Origin of the sequence: Maritalea mobilis, assembly GCF_019800885.1 — a bacterium.
GTDB lineage: Bacteria > Pseudomonadota > Alphaproteobacteria > Rhodobacterales > Rhodobacteraceae > Roseibacterium > Roseibacterium beibuensis.
In genome coordinates this window covers 416,867-433,451 of record NZ_JAHVKE010000002.1, presented here as the reverse complement: position 1 = coordinate 433,451, position 16,585 = coordinate 416,867, and the positions used below count along the sequence as shown (strand labels likewise).

General features: G+C 67.4%; 15 protein-coding genes. 5 read left to right on the top strand and 10 right to left on the bottom strand.

The window, feature by feature from the left end; translation table 11 throughout:
- Positions 1-69 precede the first annotated feature (69 nt).
- The 7 genes from addA to regB form a co-directional block, all read right to left on the bottom strand.
- Positions 70-3,468, bottom strand: coding sequence for a double-strand break repair helicase AddA (addA, locus tag KUV65_RS10820; RefSeq protein ID WP_222190495.1), 3,399 nt, complete (start codon positions 3,466-3,468; stop codon positions 70-72).
- Positions 3,461-6,457 (bottom strand): double-strand break repair protein AddB, encoded by a 2,997-nt coding sequence (addB, locus tag KUV65_RS10815; RefSeq protein ID WP_222190486.1) that lies wholly within the window; start codon positions 6,455-6,457, stop codon positions 3,461-3,463. Before addB ends, addA begins: the two co-directional genes overlap by 8 nt.
- Positions 6,441-7,145 (bottom strand): nucleotidyltransferase family protein, encoded by a 705-nt coding sequence (locus tag KUV65_RS10810; protein ID WP_222190484.1) that lies wholly within the window; start codon positions 7,143-7,145, stop codon positions 6,441-6,443. The genes addB and KUV65_RS10810 overlap by 17 nt, the downstream gene beginning before the upstream one ends.
- Positions 7,142-8,122: an aminoglycoside phosphotransferase family protein gene (locus KUV65_RS10805; RefSeq protein ID WP_222190482.1), complete on the bottom strand. Its 981-nt coding sequence runs from the start codon at positions 8,120-8,122 to the stop codon at positions 7,142-7,144. Before KUV65_RS10805 ends, KUV65_RS10810 begins: the two co-directional genes overlap by 4 nt.
- Positions 8,119-8,640 carry a tRNA (adenosine(37)-N6)-threonylcarbamoyltransferase complex ATPase subunit type 1 TsaE gene (gene tsaE / locus KUV65_RS10800; protein ID WP_222190480.1) on the bottom strand — a complete coding sequence of 174 codons (522 nt, stop codon included), beginning with the start codon at positions 8,638-8,640 and terminating at the stop codon, positions 8,119-8,121. Before tsaE ends, KUV65_RS10805 begins: the two co-directional genes overlap by 4 nt.
- 54 nt (positions 8,641-8,694) lie before the next feature.
- Complete coding sequence (locus KUV65_RS10795) at positions 8,695-10,392, bottom strand: PAS-domain containing protein (RefSeq protein WP_222190478.1); 1,698 nt, start codon at positions 10,390-10,392, stop codon at positions 8,695-8,697.
- 92 nt (positions 10,393-10,484) lie between these two features.
- A complete protein-coding gene (gene regB / locus KUV65_RS10790; protein WP_222190476.1) occupies positions 10,485-11,888 on the bottom strand; it encodes a sensor histidine kinase RegB in 1,404 nt (467 codons plus the stop codon).
- Between the two features lie 105 nt (positions 11,889-11,993).
- Here regB and KUV65_RS10785 point away from each other — a divergent pair, with 105 nt between their 5' ends.
- From KUV65_RS10785 to KUV65_RS10775, 3 genes are all read left to right on the top strand, one after another.
- Positions 11,994-12,644, top strand: a complete 651-nt coding sequence (locus KUV65_RS10785) for an SCO family protein (protein WP_222190474.1) — start codon at positions 11,994-11,996, stop codon at positions 12,642-12,644.
- 124 nt (positions 12,645-12,768) lie between these two features.
- Positions 12,769-13,332 (top strand): ActR/PrrA/RegA family redox response regulator transcription factor, encoded by a 564-nt coding sequence (locus KUV65_RS10780; protein WP_374107070.1) that lies wholly within the window; start codon positions 12,769-12,771, stop codon positions 13,330-13,332.
- 87 nt (positions 13,333-13,419) lie between these two features.
- Positions 13,420-13,920 (top strand): hypothetical protein, encoded by a 501-nt coding sequence (locus tag KUV65_RS10775; RefSeq protein WP_222190470.1) that lies wholly within the window; start codon positions 13,420-13,422, stop codon positions 13,918-13,920.
- A gap of 6 nt (positions 13,921-13,926) precedes the next feature.
- Here KUV65_RS10775 and KUV65_RS10770 read toward each other — a convergent pair whose 3' ends face one another.
- Positions 13,927-14,826, bottom strand: coding sequence for a LysR family transcriptional regulator (locus KUV65_RS10770; protein ID WP_222190468.1), 900 nt, complete (start codon positions 14,824-14,826; stop codon positions 13,927-13,929).
- A gap of 97 nt (positions 14,827-14,923) precedes the next feature.
- Here KUV65_RS10770 and KUV65_RS10765 point away from each other — a divergent pair, with 97 nt between their 5' ends.
- Positions 14,924-15,082, top strand: a complete 159-nt coding sequence (locus KUV65_RS10765) for a hypothetical protein (RefSeq protein ID WP_222190467.1) — start codon at positions 14,924-14,926, stop codon at positions 15,080-15,082.
- A gap of 24 nt (positions 15,083-15,106) precedes the next feature.
- Here KUV65_RS10765 and KUV65_RS10760 read toward each other — a convergent pair whose 3' ends face one another.
- Both KUV65_RS10760 and KUV65_RS10755 read right to left on the bottom strand, forming a co-directional pair.
- The gene (locus KUV65_RS10760; RefSeq protein ID WP_222190465.1) at positions 15,107-15,598 is read right to left on the bottom strand and encodes a GNAT family N-acetyltransferase; all 492 of its coding nucleotides are present in this window, start codon (positions 15,596-15,598) and stop codon (positions 15,107-15,109) included.
- A 72-nt stretch (positions 15,599-15,670) separates the two neighbouring features.
- Entirely contained in the window at positions 15,671-16,267 is a 597-nt protein-coding gene (locus KUV65_RS10755; protein ID WP_222190456.1) for an HD family hydrolase, read from the bottom strand.
- 126 nt (positions 16,268-16,393) lie between these two features.
- On the opposite strand from KUV65_RS10755, the gene KUV65_RS10750 reads away from it, so the two are divergent.
- Positions 16,394-16,534, top strand: a complete 141-nt coding sequence (locus tag KUV65_RS10750) for a hypothetical protein (protein ID WP_222190435.1) — start codon at positions 16,394-16,396, stop codon at positions 16,532-16,534.
- Positions 16,535-16,585 lie beyond the last annotated feature (51 nt).

Genomic DNA, 16,585 nt, shown 5'->3' with positions numbered 1-16,585 from the left:
CCCTCCTGAGCGGAATCCTTGGGGGTGTCTGATGTCAGGCACGCAAGGTATGGACGGTCCTTGGCAAGGTCAAGCGGGCGGCGTGCCGGCAAGGGCGGCGTTCACCAGATCGTGGGGGAGCGGCATCAGCGCGCGTGTCCGCGACCAAAGGATCGCCACCTCGACCGTTCGATCCGGGTAGATCTGGCGCAAAAGCTCGTCATAGGCCCCCATCTGCCGCAACAGCCCCTCGGGCACCTGCTCGGGGCGATCCGGCGTGATGCGGTTGGTCTTGTAATCGACCGCCAGAACGCGGGTCTCCGACACGATAAGGCGGTCGAGCACGCCCATCAGCGGCGCATTCAAGGCCTGACTATGGCCGAACAATTCCACCTCGGCCAAGGCCTCGGGCGTGAACAGATGCGCCAGCGCCGCGTCGGTCAGCACGCTGGTCGCCTCGGCCAGCAATGGCGCAAGTTCGTCCGGCGTCACGTCGGGCGCCTCCAGCACGGCGATGCCCGGCGCGGCCCCGGCCCAGGCCGGTTGCGCCAGGCGCGGCAGATGTTCCAGCAGCAGATGCACCAGCCGCCCGCGCCGCAAGGCGTCGGGTTCCCCGTCGCCCACGCCCTCGCCCGGCAAGGCCTTGTCCCCACCGAGGTCGGAGGGCGTGCGCAGTTTCGCAGGCCGTGCCTGTGCAGGCACCGGCGCATCCACCCATTCGGGCAGCGTTGGGCGGGGCGTCAGCGCCGCGACCGACCGCCCGCGCACGGGGAAATCACCGCTTTGCACGCGCAGGCCGCGTTCCTCCACACCCGGAACGTCCAGCGGTGTGCACGCCATCCCCGCCATCGCCGCTTCGACCGTCTTGTACCAAGACGAGTCGTCGGCACGCCCGACATCCCCGGCGGCGGCCACGATCAGCCAGCTTTCCGCCCGTGTCAGCGCCACGTAAAGCAGGCGGTTCGCCTCTTCCCTGTCACGCTCCGATTTCGCGGCGAGGCCGTCGCGCACCGGGTCGGCCATGTCCCCGCGCGCCCCGGCCCAGACGAGCGGCCCACCCTCGGCCCGCACCAGGTTCACCCCCGGCGGCCGCCCGCGCCGCTGCGCGCAATCGGGCAGGATCACCACCGGCGCCTCAAGCCCCTTCGCGCCATGCACCGTCATTACGCGGATCATGCCGTGGGCCTGCGCAAGGTCGCGCTTGACCATCACCTCGCCGGTGTCCAGCCAGCCGACGAAGCCGGTCAGGCTCGGCACCTCCATCCGCTCGTAGTTCAGCGCCTGGGACAGGATCGCGTCGATGGCGTCCTCGGCCTCGGTCCCCAGTTGCGCGATCAGGCGGCGACGCCCGTCATGCCGGATCAGCGCCCGTTCCAGCAGATCGTAGGGCCGCATGAAATCGGCTTGGTCCCGCAGGTCGCGCAGAATGGCAACGGTCTTGGGCCACTCGGCCTCTCGCGTCCTCAGCGCGCGCCACAGGTAGCCGTCGCGCGCATGGGCCAAGCGGAAGAGGTCATCCTCGCTCCACCCGCAGAGCGGCGATTTCAGAACGGCGGCCAGAGAAAGGTCATCCTCCGGCGTCGCGAGGAAGCGCATCAGCGCGATCAGGTCTTTCACCGCGATGGGCGCGGTCAGTTGCGCCCGGTCCACCCCCGCAATGGGAAGGCCGCGCTTCTTGATCTCGGAGATGATCGTGCGAAACAGCGCCGAGCGCCGCTGCACGAGGATCAGGATATCGCCCGCCTGAACCGGGCGGCGCGTATCGCCAACCTCGATCTCCTCGCCCTCGGCCAGCATCGACTCGATCCGCTCGGCCACGAGGGCGGCCAGCCGCGCGCTGTGGTGATCTTCGGCCACGATATCGCGCGGGTCGTCCCAGTCGGGGTGTTCGGGATCGTCGGCCTTTGGAATGACGGGCCAAAGATCCACGCGGCCCGGCTTGGTGCCTTTGAAGGCCTTGTGTTCGATCCCCTCGCCCAAGCCGGGGGCCGCACCGCCTGCGCAGACACGGTCGACAAGGTCGAGGATCGGCGCGGCAGAGCGGAAGGACCACACGAGTTCACGGTCGGCGAGGCTCTGGCCGATCCCGCGCAGGCGGTCCGAGAACAGCGCCTTCATCCGGTCGAACTCGGACGGGTCCGCGCCCTGGAAGGAATAGATCGACTGTTTCTTGTCGCCTACGACGAAAATCGTGCGCGTCACATCGGCCCGCGCGCCCTCGCCGGCCGCGAAATCCTCGGCCAACCGCGCAACGATATCCCATTGGTCCGGGCTGGTGTCCTGGGCTTCATCTACAAGAATATGGTCGATCCCTCCGTCGAGACGGAACAGCACCCATTGCGCGACGCCCGGCGTGTTCAGGAGTGTACGCATCTTGCCGATCAGGTCATCGAAATCGAGCCAGCCGCGCGCCTGTTTCGCCTGCGCGTAGGCGGGCAGGAAGGCGGCCGCGAAGCGGTGCAGCGCATGGGCGCGCTGCGCGGTCACGAACCCGACGCGCAGGGGGCGGGTCTCTTCCACCCGGTCGGCCAGATCGATCCAGCCCTGCAGCACATCCGGGTCGAGTTGGCTGCGCACGGCGGCATTGCCGAGCGACGCGCCCTTGGCCTTGAACGGCTCTTTCGCGCTTTCGCCGCTCAGGCAGATCTCTTCGAGCATCTTGAGCGTGGAGAGGGTCATGTCCTCCCACGGCATCGCTTCGAGCACGCGGCGTGGCTTGGCCTGCTGCTTGTTTTCCGGATCGAGATAGGGCCAGATCGAATCGCAGATATCCTGCTCGTCCCCGGTCAGGGCATGGGCGATGACGCCCTCCTCGGTCAGGCCGGGGTCGATCGCCAACCACGCGCAGATCTCGTCCCATCCCAGCGGGTCGGCCAACGCCTCGGCCTTGCCCGCCACCGCGCGGGCGAGCGAGATGATCCCGTCCTCGTCCGAGAGATACGGCACCACCGCGTCGATCGCCTCGCGCCCACGGGCATCTTCGGCCATTTGGTCAAGGATCTCGGCGATCAGTCGGGCCTGCACGCGTTCGTCGATCTCGGTGAAGCCGGGCGAAACCTGCGCTTCCAGTGGGAACCGCCGCAGCACCGAGGAACAGAACGAATGGATCGTCTGGATCTTGAGCCCCCCCGGCGCCTCGATCGCGCGGGCGAACAGCCGCCGCGCATCGCGCAGCAGGTCGGGCGTCAGCCGGTCGCCTTCGACCCCAACCTGCACAAGCACCTCGCGCAGTTCGCCGTCCTGCGCCATTGCCCATTCGCCCAGCCGCTTGAACAGGCGGTTCTGCATCTCCATCGCGGCGGCCTTAGTGTAGGTCAGACACAGGATGCGCTCGGGCTGCACCCCATCCAGCAACAGCCGCGCCACCCGGTCGGTCAGTACCCGTGTCTTGCCCGAACCCGCATTCGCGCTCAGCCAGGTCGAGGCATCGGGCCGCGCCGCGATCACCTGCGCTTCGGTGGCCTCGTTCATCCCCCCTGCCTCAGCCATCGTCCCGCCCCACCGGTTGCACGCGTGCCTTTTCGGTCTCGTCCCATTCGCCATAGCGGGCGAGGTGGTCGAAATCGCGCGTGTATCGCGCCTCGAACACCGCGCGGCGCGAGGTATAGCCCGTGCCCGCCTCGGCGAAATACGCCAGCAGCCGCTGCAATCCCTCGCGCACCTCGGTAAGGTCGGACGGCGTCGGATCATACGCCACCGTCGCAGGTGACGCGCCAAGCCCCAAGTAGGCGATGCGCGCGACCTCGGCGGGGGTATCCTGCCGGTCGAACGCGCCGTTCTCGGCCATCAACGCCTCGATCCAGAGTTGCTTGTTGAAGGCGCGTTCCTGCTCTGGCGTGGGCACCTGGCCCGTCTTGTAATCGTAGATTGCCACCCGACCATCGGGCAGGCGGTCGATCCGGTCGGCGGTGCCGCGCAGCGTCATGGCCGTGCCCGGCACGGCCCACTCTGCCCGGGTCTCCATCAGCCATGGCTCGGCGAAACCACGCCGCTCCCCCTCGGTTCGCAGGAAATGCGGCACGATCCGCGCGAGACGCGCACGCCACAGACGCCGCGCCGCGGGCCATGGGGCCTGATCCTCCAACACGGCGTCGGCGATGGCCAAAAGCCGTTCCGCAGCATCCATTGGCAGGCCTGCGCGCGTGTCCTCGACAAAACGGTTCAGCACGTCATGCAGAACGGTGCCGCGCACGGCCGCATCCGGTTGCGGGCGCAACGGATCGAGCGGCTTTAGGCGAAGAACCTTGCGCGCGTAGATCTCGTAGGGGTCTCGGATCAGCTTTTCGATCTGGGTCACCGAAAGGCTGCGCGGCCGGGCGGGCGCAGGCGGCGCGGGGGCCGGTCGTGGCGCGGGCCTCGCGCCGTCCATCTGTTCGGGCGTGGGGCTGGCCAGCGCCTCGGCCAGCGCGATCCACGCCTCGCCCCGGTGGCGCATCTGCGCCAGCACCTCGGCGGACATATCGCTCGCCCCGCCCAGCAGGTTCGTCAGCCGGTTCAGCCAGCGCGCGGGCACGGTATCGGTCTCGGCGTCGCGGCGCGCGCGCGACAGCCAGACCTCGGGCGCGGCAATGGCCTGTTGAAAATCATGCGCCGACAGCCCGATCACGCGATCCGGCAGGCGCAGCCCCGCTTCGGCCCGCAAGGCGCGGTTCAGCCAGGGATCGGCCTCGGGCGCGGCAGGCCAAGTGCCCTCGTTCAACCCGGCAAGGATGACGAGGTCGGCGCCTTGCACCCGCGCCTCTTGCGTGCCCCAGATCAGGACCTGCGCATGCGGGCGCAGCCCCTCGCGCACCTGTCGGTCCGAGATCAGGCCGCCGAACATGTCGGCATAGTCGCGCGCACTCATCGCGCCGCCGGCGTCGCCCTCGGCGCGCAGATCGGCGGCCAGTTTCGCAATCTCACGCCCAGCTTCTTGCAGATACAGCTCGCCGGTCGTCTCGCCGGTGCGGCCCTGTGCCAAGACTTCCGCGAGGGCGATATGGCGCTCCGCGTGCCGGGCAAAGGACTGCTCCCCCTCCACTTGAGGCGCGAGCAGCGTGTCGCACACCCAGTCGGCCCAAGCGCGCGCCTCTGCCTGTTGCTCGGACTTCAACCTCTCGACCCAGTCGGCGAGGGTAGTCGGTGTCGGGAAGCCGGATTTGCCGCGCAGCCCGCCCAATTCGAACTCGCGCATCAGCCGCAGATGCGGGCCGCGATCCGCGCCGGAATGGCACATCGGGTTCGACAAGATCGCGATCAGCAACTCCGCCGTGATCGGCCCGGTGAAAACCTCGGCCACCAGACGCAGGAAGCGGCCAGCGACGGTCTGGTCCAGAGGTACGCCCGCGCTGTCGTCCGGCGTGATGCGCCAACGGTCCAGCGCGGCGGCGACCTGCCGCGTCAGAACCCGGTCGGGCGAGACCAGAGCGGCGCGCTGCCCGTCGGCGACGGCCTTGCGCAGGCGCAGCGCGATGGCCCCGGCCTCGACCTGCGGGCTGGGTGCTTCCAACAGCGTGACCGCGCCAAAGGCGTGCTGCAGATCGGGCAGGCCCGGCCCCTCGTCGCGCCATTGGTCGGTGACCGGCGCAGGCCGCAGCGCCAGAGATACGGCGGCGTTGCGCGCGGCGTTCACCGGGGGCACCCCGTCCGCCCAGTCCGGCACCTGGGCCGGATCCAACCCCATGACGGACGCAACCTTGGCAAGGCGGAATTGCGGATGATCCTCGCCCGCCAGACCTTGCCCTTGCCGCCCCTCGAGCAGGCGATGCCAGATGGCCGCCGGCATGTCCCGGTCGATCCCGGGCAGGATGACGGCGCCCTGAGGCAGGCGCGCCACCGCCTCCATCAGGCGCAAGGTCGCCCCCCGCGACCCGGTCGAGCCCGCAACGATCACCGGGTGATCGGGCGGTGCGACCTGCCATTGCCGGATCAGCCGGTCGGTCACACGGGCCGCGCGCGCCTCGGGCGTCAGGGCGGCTTCCTCGGCGAAATAGCTGGTGATCGCGGTGACAAAGGCCTGCGCCCGCGCCCAATGGTCGGAATGCCCGGCGACGTCCAGATCGCGCACCATCTCGGGCGTGACCTCTTCCTCGAACATCTCGGCCATCAGATCGGCCAGGCTGTCGGAAAGGTCATAAAGCGCCGTGCGCGGGGCGAGGTCAGGCGTTCGGTCGATCAGCCGCCCGATCTGTTCGGCCAGCAACAGCCGCAGTCGCAGGGGCGAGATCGAGGGCGGCACCCCGGCCAGATCGGCAAGGTCGCCCAAGGCGGTGACAGGGCGGATGCGCGGCAAAAACCCCGCGCCCCGCTCGGCATAGAGCGTCTGGATGCGCCGTTGCAGCCGCGCGTTCGCGACGTGGATCTCCACCCGGGCAATCGCCTCGGGCGGTTGCCCCGCCAAACGGTCGTCCAGCCCCTTGATGAGGGCCGAGCAGAAATCCACGCCGATGGGCGTGGCGAACAGCCGTGGGCTTTCGCTCGGGTCAAACAGGCGTGTCACGTCGCACCATCTCCTCTGCCGCCACGATCCCCGCGGGATGGCCCACATCGGCCCAATGGCCTTGGTGAATCACGCCAAACAGGCGGCCCTCGTCCATCATGCCCTGCCAGATGTCCCGCAGGGAAAACACCGCGTCCGGGTGGTTTGAAACCGGGCCAGGGTCAAGGATCTGCGCCCCGGTGTAGACCAGCCCGTCCGCCCCCTTGTCCCAGGTCAACCGACCCTCGGCATCCATCGCGAAATCGCCCCCGCCCTCGCGCCCGATCGCGCGTGCGCGCGGCACCAGCAGCAAGAGCGCGCCCATGCGGCGCCCGTCCCACGCGGCTTCCAAATCCGACAGTGGCGTCGGTCCGGACCAGACGGCATCCGCGTTGAGCGTGAAGATCGGATCAACCCCCAGTAGCGGCAGCGCGTTCTTCACCCCGCCCCCTGAATCGAGGATCTCATCCGCCTCATGCAGAAAATGCACGCCGGGATGATGCGCCGAGAGATAGGCCTGCATCTGCCCGGCGCGGTAGTGCCCGTTCACCGCGATCGGTTTGGCCCGCGCCGCCGTGGCGACCTCCAGCGCGTGATCGATTAGCGCGCGACCGGCAACCTCGATCAGGGGCTTTGGCCGGTCGGCCGTCAGCGCGCCCATGCGCGTGCCAAACCCCGCGGCAAGGATCATGCAGGCACGAGACCTCATGCAGCACTCCAATGGGCCGTTCGGTCCAGAAGCTCCGAGACCGGCTGGTGCAGCCGTGCAAGCGCGGGGTTTTCCACGGCCCGTGCGATCAGGCGGCGCGTGCGCGGCAGGTAATCCGCGTAGGCAGGTTTTCCGAATTGCCGCGACAACCGACGGAAAACGCCAAGAATGCGCAGATTGCGCTGAAGCGACAGGCAATCGATGCGTGCGGTCGCCGCCTCGTAGGTTTCATCGATCTGCGCCGAAAGATCTTCTACAAGATCTTTGCGCCAAGCGTGCGGAACATCGCGCCGAACATCGTCGAGAAGAGAGGCGAGGTCATAGCCCAGGGGCAACCGCAGGGCATCCTGGTAATCCAGCAGCCCGACACGCGCCGACCCTTCCCGATCCGGCATCCAGATCAGATTGTCGCCATGCATGTCGCGCAACGCGAAAACCGGCGCCCCCCCGGCATGACGCGCCAGCGCATCGGTCAGCCCCACTCGCAAACGGCCGCGCAGCGCTGGCAGCTCGACACCATCGGCACCGAGCATGTCAAAGGTCAGGTCGACCATGGCGGCCATCGCCTCGGCATCCGGGGCGCGCAATCCCGCGGGCGCGGATTTGGCGAGGATCGGCAAGAGATGCGCGGCCTGCCGATAGGCCGTCTCCGCCTCCGGGGCGCCCGTCTCCAGCAAATGAGACAGGGACAGGTCGCCCAAATCCTCCATCAGGAGGAACCCTTCAGCCGAGGCAGCCGCGTATTCCTCGGGCGCAGAGAGATCCAGATGCCGCAAATACCCCCCGATGCGCCGAAACGCATCGAAGGCCGCGCGGTCCGCCGTGCTGTCGACCGGGGCGCACATCAGGATCGCCCGCGCGCCCTCCGGGTCGGTCAGGCGCAGGTAGTGCCGGGTGGAGGCATCGCCCGCGACGGGATCGAGGCGCGCATGGGCCCAGCCGCAGCGGTCGAGAAACTCATCCCTGGAAATGCTCATGCGACCCCGTCCAGCACAGACGCGATCCGGGCGCCAAGGTCCCCGCTGCCCGCTGACACCGTCAGGGCGCGGCTGTCCTCACCCGTCACCCGAAACCGCAGCAGCGCGGCAGCGGCGGGCCAATCCGGCGCCATCCGCTCGGGCCATTCGACAAGGCAGATCGCGTCCTCCATCGCCGCCTCCAACCCGAGTTCGAAGATCTCGTCCGGGTGGCCCAAACGGTAGAGGTCGGCATGCCAGACTTCGGCCCCCGGTGCATCATAGGTCTGCACCAGCGTGAAACTGGGGGATGGAATGTCTTCTGCCGCACCCTCGGGGCCCAGCCGCGCCCGGATCAGAGCGCGGGCGAAATGCGTTTTCCCGCTGCCCAATTCTCCCGACAGCAGCAGGGTGTCACCGGCATTCAGCACCCCGGCCACGCGCTCTGCGACCCGCTCTGTCACTAACGGGGAAAGCAGGTCGATCCGGGCGCAAACGGGCCAATCGGGAAGGTCATGTGCGGGGGCGTCGGGGGTCATTGTCGCGAGTGTAGCCATCCCCTGCCCCGCCGCAAGCAGGCTGGTGGGCGCCTCTTAAAGGGCCTTGGGATCGGGCGGGCTGTAGGTAGCCTGCCCGGGCTCGGCCATGCCGGCCACCGCAGCATGCGGCTCGGCCATGGGCGGGGTGCTGGTCACCGTCTCGAACCAGCCCAACGGGCCGGACAGACCGTGCTCCAACGGTAGGAACCGAACCAATGTCGCGCCGCCCGCCACGGGCGAGACCCGACAGGCCAAACGCTTCCCCCCAAGCATGGTAATCGTCTCGACCGAGGGTGTACGCTCGATCTGGAAGGCTGCAAACTGTCGGATATCGCCCCAGATGCCCGACGGCGCACAGCGCCCCTGCCACAGCCGCGTGGCATCGGCGAGGCGCGGGGCCACCTCGGACAATCGCGGGTCGTCGCCCCACAGATCCGCATAGGCGGCGTTCGACAGAACAATCTGCCCATCCCGCCCGAACACGGCCAGCGCGCTGGCCTCGTCGTCCAGCACGGATCGATAAAGATCCAGCTCGGCCCGGAACCTCCGGGTCAGCGTCACCTCCTGGCTGATATCCTCGAACATGAAGGCCACGGCCCCATCGGGGTGCGGCCGCCCCGTCACCCGCAGGCTTTGGCCGTCGGGAAGCGTCCAGATCTCCTGATAGGTCCCCTCGGACGCATCCTGCTCCAGTTTCGCGATCTCGTCGCGCCAGCACCGGTAGTCGCGCGGCTCGGGCATGCGGCGGGCCTCGCGCAACTGGTCTAGGAAGTCGACGAGCGTCGGACGGGACGCCAAGAATTCCATCGGCAGGTTCGACAGCGACGTCAGCGCGGGATTGAAGATCATCAACTCGCGCCGCCGGTCAAACACGGCAAGGCCGGTGGGCAGGCTGGCAAAGGTTTTCGACAGGGTCTGCATGAAACTGCGCAGGCTCGTCTCGGCCCGAACCAGCCGGTCGACGGGCCGCGCCGTGCAGATCGCGCCGCCATCCTCGGTGGGCTGGGCCGACACCTCGAACCAGGCCGGGGTCTCGGCGTCGGGCAGATCGACGCTGCATCGGCGCATCTTGCCGACATCCGGCAATGGGGCGACCTGATCGGCGAAGATTTGCGGCAAGGGCCAGCCCAGCGCCACCGCCTCTTCGCCACCGCCAAGCTTGCGGTCCGCCAGCCCCAGATAGGACGCGTTGGCCCAAGCGATACGCCCCTCCCCGTCCTGCTTCCAGATCGGCATCGTGGCTGCGTCCAATGCAGTGCGCAGGTCATCCGCTTCTTCCTGCAGCTTGGCGAACGTGGCGGAATCGACCGCCGCGCGACCATCGGAGGCATCGGCCGGGCCGACCGACAGGATGACACGCCCGTCTTCGTGCCGCCCGGCCACCGACAGCGCATCATGGCCCAGCGTGCCGGTCAGAAGAAAGGCCTCGCCCCGCTTGCGCAAGGCCCGCATCCGCGCAGGAAGGTCCGGGTGCAGGTCGGCGAGGACACGGGCCAGGGCATCGAACGCGGTCGTGCGGTCGGTCTCCTCGGGTAGGAAGGCATCGTCCGAGGTCACGGGTGACAGCAGGTAACCCTCGCGAAACTCGTAGCGGTGAGGCATATCGATCAAGGGGCGCGCCATGCCTGCCGGGGCAAGGCCGGCCCCACGCCGTGCCGGTGCCAACCGCGCGGTCAGGATCAACGCCAAGGCCGCCGTCAGCAGGCTGATCGCCGCGAAAAGCATGACCGTCATGCTGTCCGGAAAAGTCATGTCGTCCCCTCGACTTAGTGCACCCCGCGCGCACTCTGCGCGACAACGGTTAACAGGCCGTTAAGGACGTTTGGGCGGCTTTACCGGGGCGATCAGGCCGTGATCGGCTGGTTTTCCCCAAGCGGACCGGTTGCCTGTTCCTCGGGCAGGACGATGGCGTCGCGCGGCCAGATGACCTCGACCATGGCGCCCTTGTGCTCTGGCGTGTCCTCGTCCGACAGGAACGGGTCCGAGGCGTTGAGGAACGTCACCTTCGCGCCCGACCGCTCAAGCAGTGTTTTCGCGATGAACAGGCCCAGCCCCATCCCCTCGTAACCCGGACGGTGGCTGTCGCTGTCGCGCGACCGGCGGCGCAGGAACGGGTCGCCCAGTCGCCCCAGCAGGTCGGGCGGAAAGCCGGGGCCGTCATCCACAATCTTCAGCTTGATGTCCTCGGCACTCCACTGCCCTTCGATCCAGACGCTCGCCTCGGCGAAATCCACCGCGTTCTGCACGAAGTTGCGCAGCCCGTGGATGATCTCGGGTTTGCGCCAGACGGTGGGCAGGGCCGGGTCCGCCCCCTCCGCCGGGGAGAACGCGCTGACGATCTCGATCCCGCGCGACGCATGTGGCTCGGCCGCTTCGCGAACGATCTCTTTCAGCGGGGCTGAGCGCATGTGCAGGTCGTCCTTCCCGGCCCGGCCCATCGATCGCATGATGTCGCGGCAGCGGTCGGCCTGGTCCCGGATCAGGCGGGCATCTTCGGCCAGTTCAGGCATGGCCTCCAACTCTTCGGCCAGTTCGGTCGAGACCAGCTTGATCGTGGCCAGAGGTGTGCCCAACTCGTGCGCGGCGGCGGCCACCACGCCGCCAAGGTCGGTCAGCTTCTGCTCGCGGGCGAGTGCCATCTGTGTCGCCAACAACGCCTGGCTCATGGAATGGGTCTCGGAGCTGATGCGGCGGGCATAGGCCGACAGGAAGACGATGCCAATGACGATCGCGATCCAGAAGCCGAGGATATAGAGATCGGGCAGCGCCAGCACCTCGCCCGTGGCCAGCGTCAGGGGGATGTGGAAATAGACCAGAAGCGAAATCAGCCCGATGGCCAGCACCCCCAGAACAAGGGTCGAGCGCAGAGTCAACGCCGTGGCCGAAATCGTGACCGGCCCGAGGATTAACAGCGCGAAAGGGTTGTTCAACCCCCCGGTCAGGAACAGAAGGAAGCTCAACTGCGCGAGGTCGAACAAGAGCGTTAGCATCGCGTCCCGGTCGCTGAGGCGCTGGTTCTCGGGAAAGATCGACATCGCGATCAGGTTCGACAGCACGCTCGCCCCGATGGCCAGGAAACACAGGCCCAGCTCCACCCGCAGCCCGAAATAGAAGCTGGCCAGAACCACCGTCAGCGTCTGCCCGAGGATCGCCAGCCAGCGCAGAACCAGCAAGGTGCGCAGCCGAACCCACTCGGTCCGCGTCTCCTGGCGTACGAAGTCGAGGGCGGGATCCGTTGTAAAAGCCATGAGGGGCGTTCCGTCGCAGGGACAAGGATGTGAATTGATAGGGCGCAGTGCCTAGGTATTCAACGTCACAGACCCCGACCATCCAGACCAAAGGGACCAAATCCAATGTCGCGCACCTATGCCGTTGCCTCGGTCATCCTGATCGCGCTGCTCCTCGCGGGGTCGGCGCTGGCCATCCTGATGGGCCGTACAAGTGGCGAGGCCGATGTCTTCGCTCAATGCCGCGGCAGTGCCGTTGCCGGCGGGGCCGATCTGGGCGGGCCGTTCACGCTGGTCAGCGAAACCGGAGAGACCGTGACCGACGCCGATGTCATCACCGGTCCGACGATCCTTTACTTCGGCTATACCTTCTGCCCCGATGTCTGCCCGCTCGACACCGTGCGCAATGCCGAGGCCGTGGATATCCTCGACGCGATGGGCCACGAAGTCCTGCCCGTAATGATCTCGGTCGATCCCGAGCGCGACACCCCCGAGGTCATGGCCGCTTTCACCGAGAACGTGCACCCGCGCATGCTGGGCCTGACCGGCACGCCGGAACAGACCGATGCCGCCGCCGATGCCTACCGCGTCTACTACCGGATCAACCGCGAGGGCGACGATCCCTACTACCTCGTGGATCACTCGGCCTTCGCCTACCTCGTCCTACCCGAGCACGGCTTCGTGGAGTTCTTCAACCGCGAGACGACACCGCAGCAGATGGCAGACACAACGGCCTGTTTCATCGAGGCCGCCGAGGCGGCGCAGCCCGGCTCCTGAGGCAACGACGGGCGAATTCCCGCTATACGACAGCAACTTGATGGTGCGTACAATTTCTGCGCGACAAATTGACCCCGCGCGGCAGCACCCTATAAGGAAGCGTGGAAAGAGTGGCAAAGGACCAATGCGCATGACGCAAGAACGCAGCCTCCGCGAAATCGGACCGGACAAGTCCCTGCTGATCGTCGATGATGACGAACCGTTCCTGCGCCGCCTGCAGCGCGCCATGGAAAAGCGCGGCTTCGAGGTCGAAGCGGCGGGCTCCGTCGCCGGGGGCAAAGCCATCGCCACTGCCCGCCCCCCTGCCTATGCCGTGGTCGATCTGCGGCTCGAGGATGGCAATGGGCTGGACGTTGTCGAAACCCTGCGGGAAAAGCGCCCCGACAGCCGCATTGTCGTGCTGACCGGGTATGGCGCCATCGCCACCGCCGTGGCCGCCGTCAAGATCGGCGCCACCGATTACCTGTCGAAGCCGGCGGATGCCAATGACATCACCGCGGCGCTGCTCGCCGAAGAGGAAGAGATGCCGCCGCCGCCGGAAAACCCGATGTCGGCCGACCGCGTCCGCTGGGAACATATCCAGCGGGTCTATGAGCTCTGCGACCGCAACGTCTCGGAAACCGCGCGGCGGCTGAACATGCACCGCCGCACGCTTCAGCGAATCCTCGCCAAGCGCAGCCCCCGCTGAACGCACCCGTGTTTTGCGACGCCGCCCCTGTTGCGCTATAGCGCGCGGGGAATCACCGCTTTGCATTCTTGCCCGAAAGTCCTGACCATGCGCCGCCCTGCCGCCCTGATCGCCCTTGTCGCCGCCACCGCGCTGTCCGCCTGTGTCGGCACGCGCGAACCCGAGGTTCCGCCCTTCACGCTCGATGGGCGGGGGATCGAACCCACCGTTTCGGGGCTTCGCATCGATTTCGGCCGTGCACAGATCGGCGTGATCGACACCGTCTCGCGCCTGCTGGATGAAGAACCGGCCCAGGTGATCACGCAGACCGAATGTGGCGCGGGGCCGGTCACCGCCGCCCAGTGGGAAGACGGCCTGACGCTGAACTTCCAGGAGGGCACGTTCGTCGGCTGGACGACCAGCGACCCGGACTTGCCCGTCGCCAACGGCTTCCGCCCCGGTCAGCGCCGGGTCGAGATGCCCCAGGTCAGCTTCCAGGTCACGACGCTTGGGGACGAATTCGCCCGGGGCGCAGTTGCGGGCCTTCTGGACCCGACCGGCGAAACCGTTGCGCTGCTCTGGTCTGGGACAACCTGTTTCTTCCGGTAACGGGTTTCAGCACGCCATCGAACGGCGAAGCCACATCACGAAGGTCTTGACCCGGGGCGGCATCGGCCCGGGCAAATGCACGAGGTGATAGGCCAGCGGACTGTCCGCCTGTTCGGCCAACACCACGAGACGCCCCTCCGCCAGATCGCTTTCGACCACGGCGCGTGGCTGGACGGAGACCCCGGCCCCGCTGCGACATGCCGCCAGGACCATCGGGTTCGTCTCAAGCCGCGTCGCCTCCAACGCGTCGGGGTCGATTCCGCCCGCGCGCAGCCACGCGTAGAACTCCGCATCCTGCGGATCGACCAGCCAGCGCAATCCGCGCAACCGCTTCAGCGCGCCCTGTGCTTCCGTATCCGGCCACGCACCGCCAAGTTGCTCGGCCACTTGCGGGGCGGCGACCGCGACGATCCCCGGATCGGTGAGGCGCATCGTCTCCAGCCCCGGCCATTCGCCCCGCCCGTAGCGGATGGCAAGGTCATAGCCGTCGCGGCGCAGGTCGGACATGCGCGCCTCGGCCGAGACGCTGAGGGGCACCTCGGGATGCGCCGACCAGAACTGCGCCAAACGGGGCATCAGCCACGCCTCGGCGAAACTGGGGGTGGTCGTGACGGAGACCGGGCGATCCGCGCGGCCTTGCATCAAGGCCCGCACCCCGCCCGCGATCTCCCCGAACCCCGCCGACAGGTCCCGCGCCAGCCGCGCGCCCGCTTCGGTCGGGGCCACGCCGCGGCCCGCCCGCGTCATCAGGGATTGACCGAAATGCTCTTCCAACGTGCGGACGTGCTGCGCAATGGCGGCGTGCGTCACGTTCAACGCCCGCGCGGCCTCGGAATAGGAGCCAAGGCGCGCTGCCGCCTCAAACGCCCGCAGCGCCGAGAGAGAGGGGATATCACGCCAATCCATATGAAAGCTCACCTAACATATGAGCAGTATTGCTGACTCGGCCCAGTGCCGCAACACGGCTATGGTCCCCTTAGTCGCAGATCACAGGAGACCCGCCATGCTCAGCATTTTCGCAAGCAGCCTCATGACCGCCACGCGCCAGAAAGACTGGGATGCGCCCGATCAATCACGGTCGCCCGACCGCCGCACCCGGAAGGAGCGCCGCCGAGATCAGGCGGATACGCGCCGCTGGCTCCGCAATGCCGGAGTCAAGTGACGGAACTAACAATAGGCCCAACGGTCAGGTCAGGTCGTAGCGTTTGAGAACCTTGTCGACCACCTGCCCGCTGGCCATCCGAATGCCCTCGATCCGCCCGTAGTCCTCGAACCCTCGGGATTGATAGTAGGTCAGCCCACTTTCGTTATCGGCGCGGATATTGGCGTTGATCCAAGTGTAGCCCAACCTTTTCGCCGCCGCTTTCGTCGCCTCCATCAGTTTCGACCCGATGCCAAGACCCTGCTGGCCCGGTTTGGCGAAGGTGGCGATCTCGGCGGCCTCGGGCGGCAGGTATTCCCCGCCCCGCGTGACCCATTGAAAGCCCACGATCTCGCCATCGGGCTTTTCAGCGACAAGCCAGGAAGACACCTCGCGCTCGGCATTCATCCGGTCGATGAAATACTGCGCGTCGATAGGATCGGTGATGGCGGTGGTGCCACCGATCTCGATCACCGCGTTCAGGATCGCGGCCATCTCGCGCGCGTCGAGGTCATGGGCGGGGCGAACGTGGATCATCGGGAAGACTCCAACTTGGAACAATCCGGCAGTGTGCGCTCCACCGCGGCGGAGTGGCAGGGGGCGCCTGCGTCACATCTGCGCCATCAGTTCAGCATGCCGCGCGGTAAAGTCCGCGCGCACCTCGGCCGGCGGGCGCAGGCGCAGGGTCAACCCCTCGATCAGCGCCGCATCCGGGCGGCCAAAGAACTTGTCCGCCTCGCCCTCGGCGAACCCGGCAAGCTGCACCGCCTCCAGCCAGGCCGAGATGCGGTCGGCCCGCTTGATCGCTTGCTTCACCGTCTTGGGCAGCACGGCGGGCAAGCCGAAGCGCAGGTGGATCGCGGCCGTCAGCCGGGTATCAAGCTCTCCATATCCCGGCCCGACGGCGGCTTTCACCGGGCTGATCATGTCGCCGATCACGTATTCGGGCGCGTCGTGCAGCAGCGCGGCCAAGCGCCATTTGACAGGCACCTGCGGCTGCAACCGCACGTGGATTTCCTCGACCAGGATCGAATGCTCGGCCACGGAATAGGCGAAATCGCCCCGTGTTTGCCCGTTCCAGCGCGCGACGAAAGCCAGACCGTGGGCGATATCCTCGATCTCGATATCCATCGGCGTTGGGTCCAGCAGGTCGAGCCGCCGCCCGGACAACATCCGTTGCCAGGCGCGAGGGGGGGCTTTGGGCATGAATTCGGTCCTGAAACGAGCGTCCCCGCCGGTTTAGCAATGCAATGCGCAGGCCGAAAGCATTAGGCGAATCTTCAACCCTCGGTTTAGCCTGCATTCCTGACGTATTATTTCAGGGAGATTAACATGACCAAGGAAGGTGTCGGCGGCGCCGAAGGTGTGCCCCTCCAGGAAAACAACAAGCAGCCGCCTAGCGCGGATGGCAACAAGCCCGGCCCCGCGAAGGGAACCGAAGGCAGCGCCAAGAAAGGTGCGCCCGGCAAGTAACGTGTCCCATTCCGGACGCGAAAAGGGGCCATCCTGCCGGGTGGCTCCTTT